The organism is Sphingomonas agri (assembly GCF_038148795.1).
GTDB classification, from domain to species: domain Bacteria; phylum Pseudomonadota; class Alphaproteobacteria; order Sphingomonadales; family Sphingomonadaceae; genus Sphingomicrobium; species Sphingomicrobium agri.
Window position 1 is genome coordinate 796,548 of sequence record NZ_JBAPEU010000002.1, and the last position, 20,815, is coordinate 817,362.

Sequence of the window (20,815 nt, forward strand, 5' to 3'; positions counted from 1 at the left end):
CGTTGTGGTGTCCGCTGCTGCGATCCTGAAGTCGTAAGTCAATCGAACGTCACCTTCCCGCGCCCCTGCTTCAGCGTGCTGCGCTGGCGCTTTTTCTCGACCCGCTGTGCCCTTGCCGCCTTCGTCGGCCGCGTCGGCTTGCGTTTCCTATCTACCATATGGGCAGCGGCAATCATCTCCGCCAGCCTGTTGCGGGCATCGGTTCGGTTCGCTTCCTGCGTTCGGAACCGGCGCGCAGTGATCAGAATTTCGCCGGACCCGGTGAGCCGGCTCCCGGCAATGCGCTTGAGCTTCTCATAGGCGTCAGGGTGAAGGCCGAGGCTGAAGACATCGACGCGCAGCTGCACCGCGGTCGCGACCTTGTTGACATTCTGCCCGCCCGGCCCGGTCGCTGCGAGGAAGGTTTCGCTTAGCGCGTGCTCGGGGATGATGACGTCCTCAGGCCGCATCGCGCCACTCGCCGAAAGAATCAGGAAGGGGAGCAGTCACGTCGATTGCCGGCTTGCCATCGCGGGGGACGACCAGTCGAGATGCATGGAGCAGCATCGGTCCTCCTGGAACCCCGTAGACGCGGTCGCCGGCGATCCCGCGACCGAAGGCCTCGCGCGCGTGCGCACGGATCTGGTGGGTGCGTCCCGTCATGGGACGGAACTCCAGCAGGCTCGCGCCGCTGCGAACCGCAATTCGCCGCCAGTGCGTTGTTGCGGGAAGGCCATGAGCATCTGCGACCATCCGCCAGCCAGCCTCTGCGCTCGACGTCTTCGCGAGCGGAATGTCGATAAGTCCCGATTCCTCACGAACCTCGGCCGCCACGACGGCAAGATAGAATTTTTCTACAGCGCGCTTCTCGAACAGCTGCTGGAACATGGCGCGGGCCTTCGCAGTCCGCGCGAAAAGAAGGCACCCGCTCGTGTCCGTGTCGAGCCGGTGCATTGCCGTCGGCTCCCGCTTGAACCCCAGTTTCAGCTCGCCGAGCCTTGCCGCGATGCTGTCGCCGCCGCGGCGCGGAGCATCGACCGGCAGGCCCGCCGGCTTGTCGAGCACGATCGCCTCGGCATCGGTGAAGAGGATAAAATCGGAAAGGAGCATGAGAAGGCCATGGAGGTTAGGAAGGCTTCCGCGCAAGGCGCGGCTGTGGGCGAATTTGTGACTCGTCTGCAACAACACAAGGAATCCAGCGCGTTAGGAAATATTAACCTTTTCCCTTCAGATCTCGAATGGTTAATGGACGCTTCAAGGCCGTTAAGGGCGATTTACGTCTTCGGTCGGGAACGGGGGGATCATCGATGCGCGTGCTGCTGATTGAGGATGAGCCGACGACGGCAAAGAGCATCGAACTGATGCTCGGGACCGAGGGCTTCAACGTTTACACGACGGATCTTGGTGAAGAAGGCCTCGATCTGGGCAAGCTCTACGACTACGACATCATCCTTCTCGACCTCAACCTGCCCGACATGCACGGTTACGATGTGCTCAAGAAGCTTCGGACGGCGAAGGTCTCCACTCCGGTTCTGATCCTGTCCGGTATTGGCGAGATGGACAGCAAGGTCCGGGCGCTCGGCTTCGGCGCCGATGATTATGTCACCAAGCCCTTCCACCGTGACGAGCTGGTCGCCCGAATCCACGCGATCGTCCGCCGCTCGAAGGGCCATTCGCAATCGGTGATCCGCACCGGCAAGCTCGCAGTGAATCTCGATGCAAAGACGGTCGAGGTCGACGGCGCCCGCGTGCACCTCACCGGCAAGGAATATGCAATGCTGGAGCTCCTGTCGCTCCGGAAGGGCACGACCCTTACCAAGGAGATGTTCCTCAATCATCTCTATGGCGGAATGGACGAGCCCGAACTGAAGATCATCGACGTGTTCATCTGCAAGCTGCGCAAGAAGCTGTCGCTGGCCTGCGGAGGCGCCAATTACATCGAAACCGTCTGGGGCCGCGGCTATGTGCTGCGTGACGCCGAGGACGACGAAGAGACCCAGTCGCAGGCCGCAGTCGCCTGAGACCATTGTTACGGGGCAACGGGGAGAAAGGCGGGGCCGGAAGGCTCCGCCTTTTTTATTTGGGGCACCCTCCTGGACGGATTGGCTCCGAATTGCTTGCGATTTGAGAACGCCCATGCATCACTCGTGGACGGGCTTGGCCGATCCGCCGGCGAGCAGCATGAATAAGCGTTGAGGGACAGTTTGGCCGCGAGCTTCGCATTCGACCGGTTCGTGCTCGACACCGCCGACCGGCGGCTGAGATCGCCGGCCGGCCCGGTCGAGGTCAACGGCCGCTACTTCGACGCACTCGCGCTTCTGGTTGCCCAGGAGGGCAAGCTCGTCTCCAAGGATCGGTTCCTGACCGAAGTCTGGCGGGGTGTTCCCGTCACCGACGAGGCGCTGACGCAGTGCATGAAGACTCTCCGCCGCAAGCTCGGTGACGATGCAGCAAGTCCCCGTTTCATCGAGACGGTACCCAAGCACGGTTATCGCTTCATCGCGCCGGTCCGTCTGGTCGATAGCCCTGGCGCGCAGGCCCCCTCCCCGAGCAATCCCGATCGCCGGGCCGCGGCGGTTGCGACCGGCCTTGCAGGCACGCTCGGTGGTATTGCAGCAGGGGTGATCGGCGGCCTCATTTACGGCTTTCTCGGCGCGTTGGAGCCGGCCCAGGGCGGAGTGGGGGCGTTGTCGACCATGCTGGTCATTCTCTGCATCACGGTCATCGTTGGCATCATGGGAGGCGCCGGAGTAAGCTTTTCCATCGGCGCCGCGACGCTCGCGGTGCCGAGGCAAGGCTATTGGCTGGTGGCCGCGGGGGCCGGCGGAGGCCTCGTCGTCGGAGCCGCGGTCAAGCTTGTCGGCCTGGATGCCTTCACTTTGCTGGTCGGGCGCGGGCCTCGCGGATTTACGGGCGCGATGGAAGGACTGCTGCTGGGGGGCGGCGTCGGCCTGAGCGCCTGGCTCGCCTTCCCTCGGGGCTCGCTTCGCAAGGCCGCAGCGATTGCGGTGCCGCTGGGCGCTATCTCCGGGATCGCAGCAACGCTGCTGGGCGGTCGTCTCCTTCTTGGAAGCCTGGTCCTCCTCGAGGGAGAATTCAAAGGATCGAAGTTGCGGGTCGACCGGATGGGCGCTCTGTTCGGCGAAAGCACGTTCGGCCCCGTGACGCAGCTCGTTACTTCGGGTCTTGAAGGAGCGCTGTTCGCCGGCTGCGTCGTCGTCGCAATGACCCACGCGCAAAAGCGCCTGGGCCGAATAAGAAGCTAAGCCTCGATGAGGAGGCGCTTGCGATCGCGCCGGCTCGGAAGCGCGATCGGTTCGTCGAGCGCGTCAGCTGCACCGATCCTGTCCATCCGTCGCCAGCCGTCACGACCGAGCCGTTCGAGCGGTCGGAAGCTCGTCTTGTACGCCATCCGGGAAGAGCCCTCGACCCAATAGCCAAGATAGACATAGGGCAGCCCCGCGCGAGCGGCACGGACGATATGATCGAGGATGATGAACGTCCCGAGGCCCCTGCGGGCGTCCGGCCCGACGTCGAAGAAGCTGTAGATCATCGAAAGTCCGTCGCTCTGCTGGTCGCTGAGGCACGCCCCGACGAGCCGGCCAGGACGCCCGTCTGTCGAGGGTTCGCGATATTCGATGACATAAGTGCGGACGGGGGTCTGCTCGACCATGTCGGCAAAGTCGCCTTCGTCCATCTCCGCCATGCCGCCGCCCGGATGGCGAACGGAAAGATAGCGCCGTAACAACTGGTACTGCTCGTCGGTGGTCCATGACTTGCATGCGCTGACTTCGAGGTCGCCGTGGCGGCGGAGCAGCTTGCGCTGGGTTGCGGTGGCTTCGAACTCCGCCGCGAGCACTCTGACGGAGACGCAGGCGGAGCAATCGATGCAGCTCGGGCGATAGGCGACCGACTGGCTGCGGCGAAAACCAATCCGCCCGAGCGCCTCGTTCAGTTCGCTCGCATGGCGGCCGCTCAGTTCGGTAAAAACCTTCCGCTCCACCTTGCCCGGGAGGTACGGACACGGGTTCGGGTTCGTCACAAAGAATTTGGGGAAGCGAAAGGGTGCGCTCACCCGGACCTCACTGATAGTTGCCAGACTCTTTATGCTGCCGGTTAACGCCGAAGAAAAGAGTTCGGATGCGTCAATTTCGACGGATTGCGGTCGTTGTCCCGGCTAGAGACAACCGTTTGCGACAAAACCCGTGCGATAATCAGTCGAGGGAAGCGCGTTCGACCCGGAAGCCCGCCGCTTCGAGTCGCGCCACCACGTCGTCGATCGACTGAGGATCGCGGGCCTCGCATTCAACTTCGATCATCGTGTCCTTGGCAGGCAGCCTGGTGAAGATCCGGCTGTGATTGATCTCGATGACGTTGACCCCCGCCTCGTAGACCTTAGCGGTGATCGCAGCGAGCGCGCCCGGCTGGTCGTGCGCAGCAACATGGAGCCGCGCGATACGCCCCTGCCGGACGAGGTCGCGAACCAGAACGTTCGCGAGCAGGTGCGTGTCGATGTTTCCGCCACACAGCAGGGTGGCGACCTTCTTGCCCTTGTAGCGCCCGGGTTCGGCAAGCATTGCGGCAATGCCGGCAGCGCCCGCTCCTTCAACGACGGTCTTCTCGATCCCGACGAGCATCGCCACTGCGCGCTCGAGATCGCGTTCCGAGACCAGCGCGACGTCGTTCGCATATTCCTTGAGGATGCGCGAAGTGAGCTCGCCTGGCTGCTTGACCGCGATTCCTTCAGCCAGCGTATCTCCGCCAAGCGGCATCTGACACTGCTGGATCGCGCATTTCATCGAAGGATAGAGTTCCGCCTCGACGCCGATGAGCTCGATGTCCGGCTTCAGCGCGCGGGCAGCAATCGATATTCCGGACATGAGGCCGCCGCCTCCGATGGGCACGACGATGGTGTCCAGATCGGGCGCGTCTTCCAGCATCTCGATGCCCAGGGTCCCGGCACCGGCGATAATCTGCGGATCGTCAAAGGCGTGGACGAACACGTACCCATTCTCGAGCGCGAGCTCCCGAGCCCTGGTGAAGGCGTCGTCGACGATCTTTCCGAACAGCACGACCTTGGCGCCGTGACCGGCGGTCTGGGTCACCTTCACCGTCGGCGTCGATTCCGGCATGACGATGGTCGCCGGAATCCCGAGCCGCTTGGCATGATAAGCGACGGCTTGCGCATGATTGCCGGCCGAGGCGGCGATAACGCCGCGGGCCCGCTCCTCCGGCGAAAGCTGGAGCAATTTGTTCAGCGCTCCGCGTTCCTTGTAGGCGGCGGTAAACTGCAGGTTCTCGAACTTCAGCCAGACTTCGGCGCCGATAATTTCGGACAGGGTCTTACTCACCAGCATCGGGGTGCGGATCACGGCGCCGTCGATGCGCCGCGCCGCCGCCCGAATGTCGTCGATGGTGGGGGGCTGCAAGCTGGACGTCTGTAACATGCCAGATCCGCTAGACCTTCCGCGTGCTCCTAACAATGCTATGCCCGCGGCCATGCGTAAGACCCTAGTCGCCCTCGCAGCAGCGCTGCTCGCCTCCAACGCGGGCGCAACCACGCTCGTCATCAACGCCAACGGCATCCAAGCGGATGGACAAAGCCAGATCCGGCACTTCACCGGTATTCTCATCGGTGATGACGGGAAGATCGTGCGAGTGCTCCGTTCAGGAGAGACGCCGCCGAGCGCGAACCTTATTATCGATGCTCACGGCGAGACCCTGCTCCCGGGCCTCATCGATGCGCACGGCCATGTGACGGACCTTGGCTTCAGCGCGCTTCACCTGAACCTCGTCGGCACATCATCCCTCGGCGATCTCAAGGAGCGACTTCGGTCCTATGCCGCCGCGCACCGGGACATGCCTTGGCTGATCGGCTTTGGCTGGAACCAGGAACTCTGGCCCGAAAAGCGCTTTCCCACTGCAGCGGATCTGGACGCGGTGGTGCCGGACCGGCCGGTCGTGCTCGAGCGGGTGGACGGCCATGCCGTTGTCGCAAACAGCGCGGCGATGCGAGCCGCCGGCGTGACGACCCAGACACCGGCGCCCGCTGGCGGGCGCATCGAAAACGGCCTCTTCGTCGACAATGCTCGGGGACTGATCGACAAGTCCATCCCGGCGCCGACGCAGCCGGACCTCGACCGGGCATTGGCCAAGGCGCAGGAGATCCTGCTCGGCTTCGGCGTGACGGGCGTGGGCTCGATGAGCACGTCGGTTGCGGACTGGGAGGCTTTTCGACGGGCGGGAGAAGCCGGACGATTGAATGTTCGGCTGATGAGCTACCTGCTCGGCGTCGAATCGATGAAGGCGGTGCCGGCCCCGACGGGGTGGATGTACGGCGACCGGCTAAGGGCGGTCGGGATCAAGTTTTTCGCGGACGGCGCGCTCGGCTCTCGCGGCGCATGGCTGAAGCAGCCTTATGCAGACAGGCCGGACACGCGCGGCCTCCAGTTTCATTCGGATGCGGAGATACTTGCGCTCGCGGACCAGGCTGCGGCCGCCGGATTCCAGACCGCGACCCACGCAATCGGGGATGCGGCCAACGCCCAGGTCATCGGGACATACGAGCAGTTGCACCGCAAGTATCCCGGCGACAGGCGCTGGCGCATTGAGCATTTCCAGATCGTCGATCCTGCCGACATCCATCGCCTCGCGCCCGCTGGAATTATCGCCTCGATGCAGCCGACCCATCAGACGAGTGATCGGTTGATGGCCCAGGACCGGCTCGGACCGAACCGTCTCGCCGGGTCCTATGCGTGGCAGAGCGTGCTGAAGAGCGGCGCCAGGCTGGCGTTCGGGACGGACTTCCCGGTGGAATCGCCCAATCCCTTCCCCGGCCTTTCGGCAGCGATCAGCCGCCAGGACGTCAATGGTCAGCCGCCAGGCGGATGGATTCCCTCGGAGCGGCTGTCGCTCGGGGAAGCTTTCCACGCCTATACAAGGGGATCCGCCTATGCCGGTTTCGCCGAGGACAGGATCGGGGCCCTTGAGCCCGGCAAGTGGGCCGACTTCATCCTGGTCGATCGCGATCCGACCAAGGTCGATCCGCAGCAGCTCGCACGCACGGAGGTGCTCGAGACCTGGGTCGGAGGGAAACGGGTCTGGAGCCGTCCCGCTAGCGGTTCGCGGCCTGAGCGCGGGAGATAAGCATTGCGGGCGTGAGCACCTGCGGCAGCTCTTCAGGCGGCTTTCCGGGAGTATACCAGAGATAGAGCGGAACGCCGGCACGGGCGCGACCTTCGAGGAAGCGGGTGATCGCCGGGTCGCCGCTGGTCCAGTCACCGACCAGGACCTTGACGTGTGCCTTTCTGAAGGCATCCCGAACCTCGCTGCGATCGATTGCCGCCGCTTCGTTGACCTTGCATGTAAGGCACCAGTCCGCCGTGAAATAAGCGAACACGGGCGTGCCATTCTGAACATAGCTCTGGACGCGCGCCTCGCTCCACTTCTGCGCGCCAGCCGGCCCCCCGGTTGAAGCGCTGCGCCCGGGGACGAGCGCAAGCGCGATGACGGCGAGAGCGAGGGCAGCGAGGCCGCCGCCCCAGGCGCCCCCTCTGCCGGTCCTTTGGAGGCGCCCGGTCTCGAACAGCGCAAACAGCAGTCCGATCGTAAGAGCGATGCCGACCAGCAGACCCCGCTCGCCTGTTTGCCGGTAAAGCAGCCACAGGGCTGCAGCGGCGCTCGCCCACATGGGAATGGCAAGGAAACGCTTTAGCCGGTCCATCCAGGGTCCTGGCTTTGGAAGCAGCCTCCGGGCTCCGGGAATGAAGGCGACGAGCAGAAACGGGAGCGCGAGACCAAGTCCAAGCGCTGCAAAGACCGCCACCGATCCAGCTGCCGGAAGCAGAAGGGCCGTCCCGAGCGCGGCGCCAAGGAACGGGCCTGCGCACGGAGTTGCCACGAATGCCGCAAGCGCTCCTGTTCCAAAGCTTCCTGCAGGCTGAGCGCCACCGCCCAGCACCGGCAGCTCGAACAGGCCAAGGAGGTTCGCGGTGATTGCAACTGCAAGGAGCAGCAGGAGCATGATGGTGCGCGGGTCCTGCAGCTGGAATGCCCACCCGGCCTCGGTACCCGCGGCGCGAATCGCAAGGAGTACGGCGCCAAGAGCGCCAGTACCGATTATCGCGCCCGCGCCATAGGCAAGTGCATCGGTTCGTGCCCGGCCGCTTTCTCCGCCCATCCGGGAAAGGTGCAGCGCCTTCAATGCAAGGATCGGGAAGACGCAAGGCATGAGATTGAGAAGAATGCCGCCCGCAACCGCCCCGAGAACTGCAAACAGCATAGCTTCCCAGCCGGGGCCGCCGAGTGATTCCCCCCCCGCCGGAACGGCGCCCGGCACGGCGCTGAACTCGAGCCCCCTCCCCCCGGCAATCGCGAGCACCCCTGAAAAGCCAGCCGGGGCGGCCTTCGCGCTCAATTCCGCGACGAGCCAATCGCCCGCTCGGCGGAAGCTTTGCGGGGCTTCGTAATCAACGATCTTGTCCGTGATCGGAAAGACGTAGGGATCACGCACTTCAACGCTCGCGGGTAGTGGAATGGCGACCCGGAGCTTTCCATCGCCAAGCTCGAACTTGCCAAGAGTTGCAAGTGGCTGGGGCAGCCGCGTTCGCCATGCGTCGAACTGCGCGCGGGCGGGCGTTCCGCTACCGACGGGCAGATCGAGCGCGAGCGGGCCCTGCTCGGGGACGCAGATCTTGTCGGTGCAGGCGAGCCAGCGCGCCTGCGCGCGGATGGGAACCGTACCGGCGGCGTCCTTCGGAACCTTCAACCGGACCAGCAGTGCATAGTCGCTCTGGAACACATAGTTCATGAGGCCCGCGACAGTCAGGCGGCCAGGTACCGGATAACGAAGCGGGCCCGCAGCGAAGCCCTTTGGAAGCTGCCAATCGAGGCTCATCGGCAGGCCGGCATCGCCGGGATTGAGCCAGTAACCGTGCCAGCCGGGAGCCGGACGCATGCGGATTGCAAGCTCGACCTCGCCGCCAGGAGGTGCGGGCCCTTCGGCAACGAGCTGAGCCACGATGCCGCGTCCCTCCGCCTGAGCCGGCGCGAGAAACAGCAGCAGGAGGAGAAGAAGGAATCTCCGCATGATCCTTGCGGCTAAAGGGTGAAGGCCGTTTGGTCGAGGCTTGAACCATTCGGTTCAATCGAGCGCACTAAGGCCGTTGGTATTTCTGAGCCACTCCAGCACGAGGGGATTTCCCATGCACGCGACCGCCGCCGCACGAACTGCGCTAAGCCTTGGCCTTGCTCTCTTTCCAGCAATCGCTTTCGCAATGGGCAATTCGGGCGGCATGGGAGCAACAAGCACTCCCAGCATGAACCTGCCGCAGTTCGACGCGGCCGATGAATATCGCAAGGGCGTTGATGCTCTTAAGGCACAGCAATTCTCCGATGCGAAGAAATCCTTCGCGCGGGTGCTGGGTGTCTCTCCCGAGGACGCCAACACGAATTTCCTTGCCGGGATGGCGGACGCCGGCCTCAACGATCTCAAGGGCGCGGCAAGGCATTATGAAAAAGCGATCCGCGCGGATTCGAAGCTGATCCCCGCCGAGCAGGAGCTCGGCATCACTTATGCAAAGCTCGGCGACACGGCCAGGGCCCAGGCTGCTCTTGGCCGTCTCCAGAAGCTGAATGACGAATGCAGGGGCACGTGCAAGGATGCGGACCAGATCAAGCAGGCCATCGACGCGGTCCAGTCAGCTATCGGGCAGCCGCCTCATGCCCAGCTGCAGACCAGCCCGCCTTTTCTTTTCGCGAGCGCCAGGGCCGGCGACACGGCCTATTTGCAAGCGGTCAGCCTCATCAACCAAAAGCAGTACCAGGCGGCGATCGATGAGCTCCAGAGCGCCAAGGCGACCTTCGGCGCTCACCCGGACGTGCTCACCTACCTTGGCTTTGCCAACCGCAAGCTTGGCCGTTTCGACATTGCCGTCAGCTATTACAGGCAGGCACTGGCTGCGGCACCGGACCACAAGGGCGCGACCGAATATTATGGCGAGCTGCTGATCGAGCGCGGCGATCTTGCAGGCGGCAAGCGCATGCTCGCCAGGCTCGATTCCCTCTGCACGTTCGGATGCGCCGAAGCCAATGAGTTGAGACGGTGGGTCGAGGCCAAGGGCGAGCCCGCGCAATAGCGGCGGCGGGAGCCCTGCTCCTCTGCGGCGCGGCATCACCGGCGGACCTGCCGATCCGGGAGGCGCGCTGGCTCCAGACGAGCGACCTTGCCGGTGCCCTCGTTCACCAGCCCGCAGAGTGCCGCCAGCGCTATCGGGATCCGGTGCTCGAGCGCTCCGCCGAGATCGGCCGCTTGGCCTTTCGGGCTCCGCTCCTTCTTGGCGGCCAGGCGGCACGCGCGGGGCTGAGCTGTGCCAGTTGCCATCGCAACGGGCGCACTAATGCCGACTTCCATTTCCCGGGCATCTCCGACCGTCCAGGCACGGCCGACGTCACGGCATCTCTCATGAGTTCGCACCGGGGTGATGGGATATTCAATCCAAAGCCTATCCCCGACCTTGCCGGCGCCCCCTCAACGCTCAAGGTCTCCCGCGATCCCAACAAGGAAGACCTCAGGCGCTTCATCCATGGCCTCGTCACACAGGAATTCGACGGGCCCGAGCCGCCGGCAGCCGTACTCGACGGTCTTACGATCTATGTGCGGAGCCTCTCGAAAAGCGCGTGCAAGGGCCCCGCAACAGTCGATGTCACGCTCGAGCAGGCGCTCGGAAATGTCGAAACGGCTGTCGTGCTCGCCCGGGGCAGCTTCGGGGCCGGGGATGCAGGGACAGCGCAATTCCTGATTTCGGCCGCGCGCTCGACGCTCGGGGCCATCGACGAGCATTTCCAGGTAGGGAAAGCCGACAAGAGCCGCTCAATTCTCCGGGACGCTGACGCCGACCTTCGGTCCATTGCTCTTGCCGATCATGTTTCCGCCGGCATGTTCGACGATTGGCGAGCCAGGTGGCCCGCGCGATCCCGTGCGCTGCGCTCGGCAGAATCCGGTTCGCTCTATTCAGAAGCCACTCTTCGGAAATCGATGAACTAGTCGAGGTTCGGCCGCAGCCAGCGCGTCGCCTGTTCGATCGAGACACCCCGGCGCTCGGCATACTCCTCGAGCTGGTCGCTTCCGATCCGCGCGACTCCGAAATACTGGCTGTCGCGATGACCAAAATAGAAGCCCGAAACCGCTGAAGTCGGCAGCATCGCGAAATTCTCGGTCAGCGTCACTTCGGCGGGATTGCCTCCGAGCATGTCGAAAAGGACGGGCTTTAGGCTGTGATCGGGACAGGCTGGATAGCCGGGCGCAGGGCGGATGCCGTTGAACTTCTCCCGGATAAGGTCGGCATTGGATAGGTGTTCGTCCGCATAGCCCCAGAGGCGGTTGCGCACCGTTGCGTGAAGCACCTCAGCAAAGCTCTCGGCCATGCGGTCGGCGAGCGCCTTCAGCAGGATGTCGTCGTAATCGTCGATCGTCTGCTTGAACCGCTCAAGATGCGGCTCGAGGCCATGGATTCCGACGGCGAAGCCGCCGATCCAGTCCTCTCCGTCCGGATTAATGAAATCGGCGAGGCAGAGGTTGGCTCTTCCCTCGCGCTTTTTCACCTGCTGGCGGAGAAAGGGAACACGCGTCCAGTCGTTGCCGGCGAGCACGAGGACGTCGTCCCCTTCGCGCTTGCAACGCCACAGTCCGACGGTGGCCTTAGGCGTCACCCATCGCTCGGCGATAATCTGGTCGAGCATCGCCTGTGCATCGTTGAAAAGGCCGCGAGCGCTCTCGCCGACGACTGGATCGTCGAGGATGGCGGGGTAGTTGCCGGCAAGTTCCCAGGCGCGAAAGAAGGGAGTCCAGTCGATCGAGGCGCGCAGGTCCGCCACCGGCCACTCGCCGAAATGGTGGAGCCCTGGGTAAGCCGGCGCAGGGGCCTGGCCCGAGGGATCGAACGGAAACGCGTTGGCGCGTGCCTCCTTCAGGCTCGAGAGCTGGCTCTGGCCGCTGCGTTCCCGCGACTTGCGCAACTTGTCATAATCATCGGCCGTCGTGGCGATCAGCGGCTCGCGCTGCGTGTCCGAGACGAGCGAGGAGGCAACGCCCACCGCACGGCTTGCATCGAGCACGTGGATCACTGGCCCTTCATAGGCCGGGTCAATCCTCAGCGCAGTGTGCGCCTTGCTCGTTGTGGCACCGCCGATCAGCAACGGCAGGGTCATGTCTGCGCGCTGCATTTCGCCGGCGACCGTCACCATCTCGTCGAGCGAGGGCGTGATGAGGCCGGAGAGACCGATCATGTCAGCGCGGTTGTCGTTCGCGGCTTTGAGGATGTCCTGCCATGGCACCATCACTCCAAGGTCGATCACCTCGAAACCGTTGCACTGCAGGACGACGCCGACGATGTTCTTGCCGATGTCGTGAACGTCGCCCTTGACGGTCGCCATCACGATCCGGCCCTTGCCGGTGGTAACTCCGGTTTCCTCTTTTTCTTTCTCGATGAAGGGAATGAGGTGCGCCACGGCTCGCTTCATGACGCGCGCGGACTTCACCACCTGCGGCAGGAACATTTTCCCCGATCCGAAAAGATCACCGACGATGTTCATGCCGTCCATCAGGGGGCCTTCGATCACCTGGATCGGCCTTGCGAACTCCTGCCGCGCTTCCTCGGTGTCGTCGACAATATGCGCGTCGATCCCTTTCACAAGCGCGTAGGACAGACGTTCTCCAACCGGGAGGGATCGCCACTCGGCAGCGGCCTTCTCTGCAGCAGCGTCGGTTCCCTTGTACCGCTCCGCAAGCTCGATCAGCCGCTCGGTCGCATCCTCACGCCGGTCGAGCACCACGTCCTCGCAGGCATCGCGCAGTTCCGGGTCGATCTGGTCATAGACGTCGAGCTGGCCGGCGTTGACGATCCCCATGTCCATTCCTGCTGGAATGGCGTGGTAGAGAAATACGCTGTGCATCGCGCGGCGCACCGGTTCGTTGCCGCGGAACGAGAAGCTCAGATTGGACAGTCCGCCTGAGATGTGGGTGCCGGGGCAGCGGCGCCGGATTTCGCTTGCCGCCTCGATGAAATCCAACGCGTAGCGGCGGTGCTCCTCGATGCCGGTCGCGACAGCGAAGATGTTGGGATCGAAGATGATGTCCCCGGCATCGGTGCCATCGGCGACCAGAAGCTTGTAGGCGCGTTCGCAGATCTCGACCTTGCGCTGGGATGTGTCAGCCTGCCCGACTTCGTCGAAGGCCATGACCACGACCGCGGCGCCGTAGGAGCGGCACTTGCGCGCGAGCTCGATGAACGGTCCCTCGCCCTCCTTCATGGAAATGGAGTTGACGATCGGCTTGCCCGAGACGCATTTCAGCCCGGCCTCGATCACGCTCCATTTGGAGCTGTCGATCATGACGGGCACGCGGGCAATGTCGGGTTCGGCGGCGATGCGCTTGAGGAACACTGCCATTGCCTGCTCGGAATCGAGCAGGGCCTCGTCCATGTTGACGTCGACGATCTGAGCCCCGTTCTCGACCTGGTCGCGAGCAACCTCGACTGCAGCATCATAGTCACCGGCGAGCACCAGTTTCTTGAACCGGGCCGAGCCCGTGACGTTGCAGCGCTCGCCAATGTTTACAAAGCGCGCGCCGGCGCCGACATCATTCACGCGTGTCATCTCCATGGGTCAGGCGGCGATCAGCATCGGCTCGAGCCCGGCGAGCAGAGTGCCGGGAGGAGGAGCCGGGGCGATGCGCGGCGTGCAATCACGCACCGCCCCGGCGATGGCAGCAATGTGCAGGGGAGTCGTCCCGCAACAGCCGCCGACGATGTTCACGAGCTTATTCTCGGCCCATTCGCGGACCTGATCGGCCGTCTGCTCGGCCGCTTCGTCATATTCGCCGAGCTCATTGGGAAGCCCGGCGTTCGGATAGGCCATCACCAGCGTATCGGCGATCGCCGAAAGGGCGGTGAGGTGCGGCCTCAGCTGCGCTGCTCCGAACGAGCAATTGAGCCCGATCGTGACCGGTCGCGCGTGGCGCACCGAGGCCCAAAACGCTTCGACCGTGTGGCCCGAAAGGTTCCTCCCGGAGAGATCGGTAAGCGTCATCGAGATCATCAGCGGCAGCTCGCGGCCCAGTGCCTGTTCGGCCTCGAGGGTCGCCATGATTGCGGCCTTGGCATTCAGCGTATCGAAAATTGTCTCCACCAGGATGAAGTCTACGCCGCCTTCGACCAGAGCATCGATCTGCTCCCGGTAGACGGCCTTCACCTGATCGAAGTCGACTTCACGAAATCCAGGATCGTTGACGTTCGGCGATAGCGACAGGGTCTTGTTCGTGGGTCCGAGCGCGCCTGCAACCCAGCGCTTCCTGCCGTCACTGTCGGCAACCTCCCGCGTGATCCGGGCGGCCGCCCGGTTGATGTCGCCGACGAGATGCTCGGCACCATAGTCCGATTGCGAGATCGCATTCGCATTGAAGCTGTTGGTCGCAAGGATCTCGGCGCCGGCCTTGGCGAAGCTTTCGCAGATCGACCGCACGATATCGGGCCTCGTGATGTTCAACAGGTCGTTGTTGCCGCGCTGGTCCTTCAGCAGGCTGAGGCCGCCGCAATAGTCCGCGCTCTGCAGCTTTCGATCCTGGATCGAGGTTCCGTAGGCACCGTCCTTGATAAGGATCCGCCGGGCGGCTTCGGCACGAAGGCTTTCTGATGGTGTCATTTTTTGGCCCTCACCCCAAGAAGATGGCAGATCGCGTAACTGAGTTCCGCACGGTTGAGCGTGTAGAAATGAAAATGGCGGACGCCGCCGGCGTAAAGCTGACCGCACAGCTCAGCGGCAATGGTCGCGGCGATGAGCTGACGCGCCGCGGGAAGGTCGTCGAGACCCTCGAACAGATGACCGAGCCAGGCTGGAAGCGCCGTTCCGCAATTGGAAGCCATGCGCACGATTCCGGCGAAATTGGTGACCGGCATGACCCCCGGGACGATCTCGATATCAATGCCTGCATCGGCAACTTCGTCCTGAAAGCGCAGAAAGCATTCCGGAGAGAAGAAGAACTGGGTGATCGCCCGGTCGGCGCCGGCGTCGACCTTGCGCCTGAGATTGTCGAGATCGGCCTTGCGTGTTCCCGAGTCCGGATGGATTTCCGGATAGGCTGCAACGGAAATTTCGAACGGCGCGACTTTCTTGAGGCCTGCCACCAGTTCGGCGGCGTTTTCATAGCCTCCGGGGTACTGGCTGTAGGGAATTCCCGGCTCGGAGGGGTCGCCGCGGAGCGCGACGATGTGCCTGACGCCCGCGTCCCAATATGCACGGGCGACCTCGTCAACTTCCTCACGGCTCGCGCCGACGCAGGTAAGGTGCGCAGCCGGCGCCAGCGAACTTTCGTTCAGGATCCTCGAGACGGTCGCGTGAGTGCGTTCGCGAGTTGATCCGCCGGCGCCGTAGGTCACCGAAACAAACCGGGGATGGAGCGGCTCGAGTGTCTTGATCGACTCCCACAGGGTCTGTTCCATTTTTTCCGTCTTGGGCGGAAAGAATTCGAAGCTGACCTCGATGTCGCCGCGCGCTTCTGCGAACAGTGGCAGGTGCTGCCCCAGGCTTTCGAAGGCGTTCACGCGGCCCTCCTTTGCGGCAATGCCGTCTTGATCCCTCGCCATAAGGTCACGGTCAGTTCGCCGCCTTTCAAATGCTGAACCTGGTCAACTACTAGACCCGCGGCAGCAAACCAGCCGGCCATGACCTCATCCTCAAATCCGAGGCGGATATGAGCGTCGCGATCACGCAGCTCCTCGCGCTCGTGAGCCGCAAAATCGACGACGAGGAGCGTGCCGCCGGGCGCAAGGACGCGTGCGGCCTCGACGATCGCCGAGGCGGGGGAATGCGCATAATGAAGCACCTGGTGGATGATGATGCTGTCCGCAGTCTGATCGTCGAGCGGAAGCGCGTACATGTCTCCCTGCCGGAGGCTCGAGTGAATGCCTGCAGCCTCCAGCTTGACGCGCGCGAGACGGAGCATTTCGGAGGACCGGTCGATGCCGATTGCCTGGGCCGAGCGGGGTCCGAACAGCTCGATCATTCGGCCCGTTCCCGTGCCGATGTCGACGAACCGGCCGAGTGTCTGCCCGGCAAATGCGCGATCGATCGCGCTTTCAACTTCGCTCTCCGCGACATGGAGGGAGCGAATCTGGTCCCAGACCTCGGCGTGGCCTGCAAAGTAGCGGTTGGCGGCCTGGGCGCGCTCTGCGCGGATCGATTCGGTGCGCGCTGCATCGGAGGCAAAGGAAAGCTGGGTCGAGGGATCGGCCCAATTGTCGATGAGCCCAAACAAGGGTTCGACCCGCTCGGCGTCCGCCAGCGTCAGGAAGACCCAGCTTCCTTCCTTTCGGCGGTCGAGCACCCCGGCATCGGCAAGTATCTTCAAATGCCGCGAAACACGCGGCTGGCTTTGCCCCAGCACCTGCGCAAGCTCGCCCACGGACAATTCCATCAGCCGCAAGAGCGCGAGGATGCGCAGGCGCGTCGGATCGGCGAGCGCTTGGAACCGGTCGGCTAGCGGGAGTTCTGAAGTCACGAGATAAGGATATAAAGATATCTTTATATGGTCAATTCAGGCTGTAGAAATAATCCCTTGTCTGCCAATAGGGATTGTCGCTATTGCCGCCGGTCTGGCCTAAACGACTCGCACGTTGAGGTCCGGGTTGGTGCCCTCCCCAGGGGCATTTATGAAGGGAGTGAAAGTCTCATGAAGAAGGTTGCGATCGTAACCGCAGCGGTCCTGGCCCTCGGCCTCGCCGGGTGCAACAAGAACAATGCCGAGAACAATGCGGCGAATGAGACCGCAGTCGAGAACACCGCTTCGACGGACGTCAATGCGGCGACCGAGAATGCCGGTGCCACGGCGAATGCCGACGCCGCGCTCAACGCAGCTGGCAATGCCGTCCAGAACGCCGGCAACGCTGTCGACAACGCTCAGGCTGCTGTCGAGAACAAGTAAGCCTCGCCTACAAGCGAATTTACGGGAAAAGGGCCGCCCTCGGGCGGCCCTTTTTTTATGGTCCATCGGGATGGTAGTCCCGAACAAGTGAACAGGCTCATTCTCTGCATCCTGCTCCTTGCCGCGTCCTGCCGTGACAAGGGACCGCCGGCGCCGACCGCCGAACAATCGGCGCAGCTCGATAATGCCGAGGACATGCTCAACGACATGGCCCGAAACGAGCCTGCCCCGAGTAAAGGGACCCCGGCGGCGACCCAAAACGAAGAAGGGCCGGAGCATGGCCCCGGCCCTTCCAACTGAAGCAAGATGAGCGAACGGACTTAGAAGTCCATTCCTCCCATTCCGCCCATTCCGCCGCCGGCCATCGCCGGGGCAGGCTTGTCGTCCGGAGCCTCGGCGATCGAGGCCTCGGTCGTGATGAGGAGACCAGCGACGCTCGCGGCGTCCTGGAGGGCCGTGCGAACGACCTTGGTCGGGTCGATCACGCCAGCCTGAACCAGGTTCTCATAAGCCTCGGTCTGCGCGTTGAAGCCGAGGTTCGGGTCATTGCCCTCGATCAGCTTGCCGGCGACCACTGCTCCATCATGACCGGCATTCTCGGCGATCTGACGCACCGGCGACTGGAGCGCCTTGCGGATGATGTCGATTCCGCGGGTCTGGTCGTCGTTCTCGCCCTTGAGGCTCTCGAGAGCCTTGATCGCGTAGAGAAGCGCAGTACCGCCGCCGGGGACGATGCCTTCCTCGACCGCGGCGCGGGTCGCATGAAGCGCGTCATCGACGCGGTCCTTGCGCTCCTTCACCTCGACCTCGGTCGCACCTCCGACCTTGATGACCGCAACGCCGCCGGCGAGCTTGGCAAGCCGCTCCTGCAGCTTCTCGCGATCATAGTCGGACGTCGTGCTGTCGATCTGCTGGCGGATGGCGCCCACGCGACCCTCGATTGACTCGCGAGTGCCGTGCCCGTCGACGATCGTCGTATTGTCCTTGTCGATCGTGACGCGCTTGGCCTGGCCGAGCATGTTCAGAGTGACGCTCTCGAGCTTGATGCCGAGATCCTCGCTGATCATCTCGCCGCCGGTGAGGATCGCAATGTCCTCGAGCATCGCCTTGCGGCGATCGCCGAAGCCAGGCGCCTTGACGGCCGCGACCTTAAGGCCGCCGCGGAGCTTGTTGACGACCAGGGTCGCAAGCGCCTCGCCCTCGATGTCCTCGGCGATGATCAGGAGCGGACGACCGCTCTGAACGACAGCCTCGAGGATTGGAAGCATCGCCTGCAGGTTCGACAGCTTCTTCTCGTGGATCAGGATATAGGGATCCGAAAGCTCGACCTGCATCTTCTCAGGATTGGTGATGAAGTAGGGCGAGAGATAGCCGCGGTCGAACTGCATGCCCTCGACGACGTCGAGTTCGAACTCGAGGCCCTTGGCCTCCTCGACGGTGATCACGCCTTCCTTGCCGACCTTCTCCATGGCCTCGGCGATCTTCTCGCCGACCTCGCGGTCGCCGTTCGCCGAGATAATTCCGACCTGGGCGATCTCGTTGGAACCCGAGACGTCCTTCGAACGGCTCTTGAGGTCCTCGACCACCTTCTTCACGGCGATGTCGATGCCGCGCTTGAGGTCCATCGGGTTCATGCCGGCCGCGACCGACTTCATGCCCTCGCGGACGATCGACTGAGCGAGAACCGTCGCAGTGGTGGTGCCGTCGCCGGCGATGTCGTTGGTCTTCGAGGCGACTTCGCGCACCATCTGCGCGCCCATGTTCTCGAACTTGTCCTTGAGCTCGATTTCCTTGGCGACGGTGACGCCGTCCTTGGTGACGCGCGGAGCGCCAAAGCTCTTTTCGATGACGACGTTGCGGCCCTTGGGCCCCAGCGTCACTTTCACCGCATTGGCGAGGATATCGACGCCGTTAAGGATGCGCTCGCGCGCATCACGGCTGAATTTCACGTCCTTGGCTGCCATCTGGCTACCCTTTCGTTTTCAGATTTGAGTTGCTGTTGGAAGCGAAGGATCAGCCGACTACCCCGAGGATGTCGCTTTCCTTCATGATGATCAGGTCCTGACCGTCGATCTTGACCTCGGTCCCCGACCATTTGCCGAACAGGATCTTGTCGCCGGCCTTGACGTCCAGCGGCGTAACCTTGCCGTCATCGGCCTTGGAACCGGTGCCGACGGCGATGACTTCGCCCTCCTGCGGCTTTTCCTTGGCGGTGTCGGGAATGATGATCCCGCCAGCAGTCTTATCATCGGCCTCGACGCGGCGGACGAGGACACGGTCATGAAGCGGCCTGAAACCCATGGGTCGGAACCCCCTCTTCTCTCTAGTTAGTTGAACCTTGCACGTTGGCACTCTGCCATTGAGAGTGCCAGCGATGGCGCGCATATGGTTGCCGCTTCAGCGTCCGTCAACGGTTCGACTCAAACCTTTTGGTGTTAGGCGTGCGAGACTCGGGTCAGGCCGAGGCGCGCGCGCAGCACCCAGCGGACAAGCATCAACACTGCAACTGCCGCAAGTCCGCTGGCAAGTCCGACCCAGATTCCCACGCCCTTCCAGTCGCGGGCGAACGCCAGCCACAGGGCGATGCCAAGACCAACGACCCAGTAACCGACGAGCGCGAAGATCAGCGGCCAGCGCGTATCGTGAAGGCCGCGAAGCATGCCCGCGCCAATCACCTGCGCCCCGTCGACCAGCTGGAATGCCGCGGCAACGCGAAGGAAGCTCACGGCAAGTCCAATGACCATCGCGTTCGCCGGAACGTCGGCGAGGAACAAGGTGACGAGTTGCCGGGGAATGCCCCACATCACGAGCGCCATCGATCCCATGAACCCGACACCGATCACCCAGGCAGTCCAGCCCGCCCGTGCGATACCGGCATCGTCGCGGCGGCCAAGGGCGAGGCCGACCCGAACGGTCGCCGCCTGCCCGAGGCCGAGCGGGACCATGAAGGTCAGAGCGGCAATCTGGAGTGCCACCGCGTGCGCCGCGACCGCCGGCGCTCCGATCCAGCCCATGAAATAGGCGGCAAGCGCGAACACGCCCATCTCGAGCGCCATGGTGAGGCCGATTGGCCAGCCGAGACGGACCATCGCAATGGTCCGTTGCTGGTCGAAGCGCCACCAGTGGCCGAACAGGTGGAAGCGGCGGAACTGCCGGTCGCGCTGGACGAGCATGACAAGGGCCCCGCACAGGATGAGCCAGGTCAGCGTGCTTCCGATCCCGCCCCCTGCAAGACCAAGGGCAGGCATTCCCAAGTGGCCGAAGATCAGCGACCAGCTGAGAAGAGCATTGAGCGCGATCCCGCTGATGCTGAGCCAGAGGATGGCGCGCGGCCGCTCGAGCGCTGAAACGAAATTGCGGAGCAGCTGGAAGAGCAGCCAGGGCGCGGTGCACCACATGTAGGCGCGCAGAAAGGTCTGTCCCTGACGTGCGAGGCTCTCGGCTTCGCCGAATGCCTGCATGAAGGCGCCGACGTGCCACAAGAGCAGCCAGTAGGGCGGGAGGGCCAGCGCAAGAAGCCAGAGCCCGGCACGGAAGGTGCGGCGGACGTCCCGGACCGAGTTGGACCGCTTCCCCAGAGCCGTCGCCATCATCGGCGAGGAAGCGATGAGAAGCCCGAGCATCAGGAGGTTGAAGGTAAAAGTGAGATTGAGGGCGAGCGTCGCCGCGGCAAGCTGCGCAGCGCCGAGACGCCCCATCAGCAGCACGTCGGTCGCCTGGATGGCCTGCTGGGTCAAATTGGCAAGGATCAGGGGCCAGGCGAGCGTCATCATCGCCCGTAACTCCGTGCGCCAGTTGCCCTTGGCTATGCGTGTGCCGGCGCTGTCCATTGCCCCGGCCGTAGCTGGGCTCCCGCGCGTC

At 63.7% G+C, this 20,815-nt stretch carries 19 protein-coding genes; 7 read left to right on the forward strand and 12 right to left on the reverse strand.

Annotated features, from left to right (window positions below; translation table 11 throughout):
* Nucleotides 1-38 precede the first annotated feature (38 nt).
* Nucleotides 39-449: an alternative ribosome rescue aminoacyl-tRNA hydrolase ArfB gene (gene arfB / locus V8192_RS10870; RefSeq protein WP_341633083.1), complete on the reverse strand. Its 411-nt coding sequence runs from the start codon at nt 447-449 to the stop codon at nt 39-41.
* Complete coding sequence (locus V8192_RS10875) at nt 439-1,089, reverse strand: RluA family pseudouridine synthase (protein WP_341633084.1); 651 nt, start codon at nt 1,087-1,089, stop codon at nt 439-441. Before V8192_RS10875 ends, arfB begins: the two co-directional genes overlap by 11 nt.
* A gap of 197 nt (nt 1,090-1,286) precedes the next feature.
* Here V8192_RS10875 and ctrA point away from each other — a divergent pair, with 197 nt between their 5' ends.
* Nucleotides 1,287-2,000: a response regulator transcription factor CtrA gene (gene ctrA, locus V8192_RS10880; RefSeq protein WP_341633085.1), complete on the forward strand. Its 714-nt coding sequence runs from the start codon at nt 1,287-1,289 to the stop codon at nt 1,998-2,000.
* A gap of 171 nt (nt 2,001-2,171) precedes the next feature.
* Nucleotides 2,172-3,245 (forward strand): winged helix-turn-helix domain-containing protein, encoded by a 1,074-nt coding sequence (locus V8192_RS10885; protein WP_341633086.1) that lies wholly within the window; start codon nt 2,172-2,174, stop codon nt 3,243-3,245.
* Here the strand turns inward: V8192_RS10885 and V8192_RS10890 are convergent.
* Nucleotides 3,242-4,054 carry an arginyltransferase gene (locus V8192_RS10890; RefSeq protein WP_341633087.1) on the reverse strand — a complete coding sequence of 271 codons (813 nt, stop codon included), beginning with the start codon at nt 4,052-4,054 and terminating at the stop codon, nt 3,242-3,244. The two genes, V8192_RS10885 and V8192_RS10890, sit on opposite strands and share 4 nt — an antisense overlap.
* A gap of 139 nt (nt 4,055-4,193) precedes the next feature.
* On the reverse strand, nt 4,194-5,426 hold the full coding sequence (locus V8192_RS10895; RefSeq protein ID WP_341633088.1) for a threonine ammonia-lyase: 1,233 nt from the start codon (nt 5,424-5,426) through the stop codon (nt 4,194-4,196).
* Between the two features lie 52 nt (nt 5,427-5,478).
* On the opposite strand from V8192_RS10895, the gene V8192_RS10900 reads away from it, so the two are divergent.
* Nucleotides 5,479-7,125 (forward strand): amidohydrolase, encoded by a 1,647-nt coding sequence (locus V8192_RS10900; RefSeq protein ID WP_341633089.1) that lies wholly within the window; start codon nt 5,479-5,481, stop codon nt 7,123-7,125.
* Here the strand turns inward: V8192_RS10900 and V8192_RS10905 are convergent.
* Nucleotides 7,094-9,067 carry a protein-disulfide reductase DsbD family protein gene (locus tag V8192_RS10905; RefSeq protein ID WP_341633090.1) on the reverse strand — a complete coding sequence of 658 codons (1,974 nt, stop codon included), beginning with the start codon at nt 9,065-9,067 and terminating at the stop codon, nt 7,094-7,096. The two genes, V8192_RS10900 and V8192_RS10905, sit on opposite strands and share 32 nt — an antisense overlap.
* A gap of 115 nt (nt 9,068-9,182) precedes the next feature.
* Here V8192_RS10905 and V8192_RS10910 point away from each other — a divergent pair, with 115 nt between their 5' ends.
* Both V8192_RS10910 and V8192_RS10915 read left to right on the forward strand, forming a co-directional pair.
* Nucleotides 9,183-10,115, forward strand: a complete 933-nt coding sequence (locus V8192_RS10910; protein ID WP_341633091.1) for a tetratricopeptide repeat protein — start codon at nt 9,183-9,185, stop codon at nt 10,113-10,115.
* On the forward strand, nt 10,082-11,023 hold the full coding sequence (locus V8192_RS10915) for a hypothetical protein (RefSeq protein WP_341633092.1): 942 nt from the start codon (nt 10,082-10,084) through the stop codon (nt 11,021-11,023). Before V8192_RS10910 ends, V8192_RS10915 begins: the two co-directional genes overlap by 34 nt.
* Here the strand turns inward: V8192_RS10915 and metH are convergent.
* The 4 genes from metH to V8192_RS10935 are packed head-to-tail and all read right to left on the reverse strand — an operon-like array spanning nt 11,020 to nt 16,531.
* A complete protein-coding gene (gene metH, locus V8192_RS10920) occupies nt 11,020-13,632 on the reverse strand; it encodes a methionine synthase (RefSeq protein WP_341633093.1) in 2,613 nt (870 codons plus the stop codon). The genes V8192_RS10915 and metH overlap by 4 nt on opposite strands.
* A gap of 9 nt (nt 13,633-13,641) precedes the next feature.
* Nucleotides 13,642-14,676, reverse strand: coding sequence for a homocysteine S-methyltransferase family protein (locus tag V8192_RS10925; RefSeq protein WP_341633094.1), 1,035 nt, complete (start codon nt 14,674-14,676; stop codon nt 13,642-13,644).
* Complete coding sequence (gene metF / locus V8192_RS10930) at nt 14,673-15,575, reverse strand: methylenetetrahydrofolate reductase [NAD(P)H] (protein ID WP_341633095.1); 903 nt, start codon at nt 15,573-15,575, stop codon at nt 14,673-14,675. Before metF ends, V8192_RS10925 begins: the two co-directional genes overlap by 4 nt.
* Nucleotides 15,572-16,531 carry an ArsR/SmtB family transcription factor gene (locus V8192_RS10935; RefSeq protein WP_341633096.1) on the reverse strand — a complete coding sequence of 320 codons (960 nt, stop codon included), beginning with the start codon at nt 16,529-16,531 and terminating at the stop codon, nt 15,572-15,574. The genes metF and V8192_RS10935 overlap by 4 nt, the downstream gene beginning before the upstream one ends.
* Before the next feature lie 171 nt (nt 16,532-16,702).
* Here V8192_RS10935 and V8192_RS10940 point away from each other — a divergent pair, with 171 nt between their 5' ends.
* Nucleotides 16,703-16,954, forward strand: a complete 252-nt coding sequence (locus V8192_RS10940; protein WP_341633097.1) for a hypothetical protein — start codon at nt 16,703-16,705, stop codon at nt 16,952-16,954.
* An 87-nt stretch (nt 16,955-17,041) separates the two neighbouring features.
* Complete coding sequence (locus V8192_RS10945) at nt 17,042-17,254, forward strand: hypothetical protein (RefSeq protein WP_341633098.1); 213 nt, start codon at nt 17,042-17,044, stop codon at nt 17,252-17,254.
* Nucleotides 17,255-17,274: 20 nt separating this feature from the next.
* On the opposite strand, the gene groL is transcribed toward V8192_RS10945, so the two are convergent.
* The 3 genes from groL to V8192_RS10960 all read right to left on the reverse strand — a co-directional run bounded on the left by groL (nt 17,275) and on the right by V8192_RS10960 (nt 20,784).
* Nucleotides 17,275-18,918, reverse strand: a complete 1,644-nt coding sequence (groL, locus tag V8192_RS10950; protein ID WP_341633099.1) for a chaperonin GroEL — start codon at nt 18,916-18,918, stop codon at nt 17,275-17,277.
* Between the two features lie 49 nt (nt 18,919-18,967).
* Nucleotides 18,968-19,255 (reverse strand): co-chaperone GroES, encoded by a 288-nt coding sequence (groES, locus tag V8192_RS10955; protein WP_341633100.1) that lies wholly within the window; start codon nt 19,253-19,255, stop codon nt 18,968-18,970.
* A gap of 134 nt (nt 19,256-19,389) precedes the next feature.
* The gene (locus V8192_RS10960; RefSeq protein WP_341633101.1) at nt 19,390-20,784 is read right to left on the reverse strand and encodes an MATE family efflux transporter; all 1,395 of its coding nucleotides are present in this window, start codon (nt 20,782-20,784) and stop codon (nt 19,390-19,392) included.
* Nucleotides 20,785-20,815: the final 31 nt, after the last annotated feature.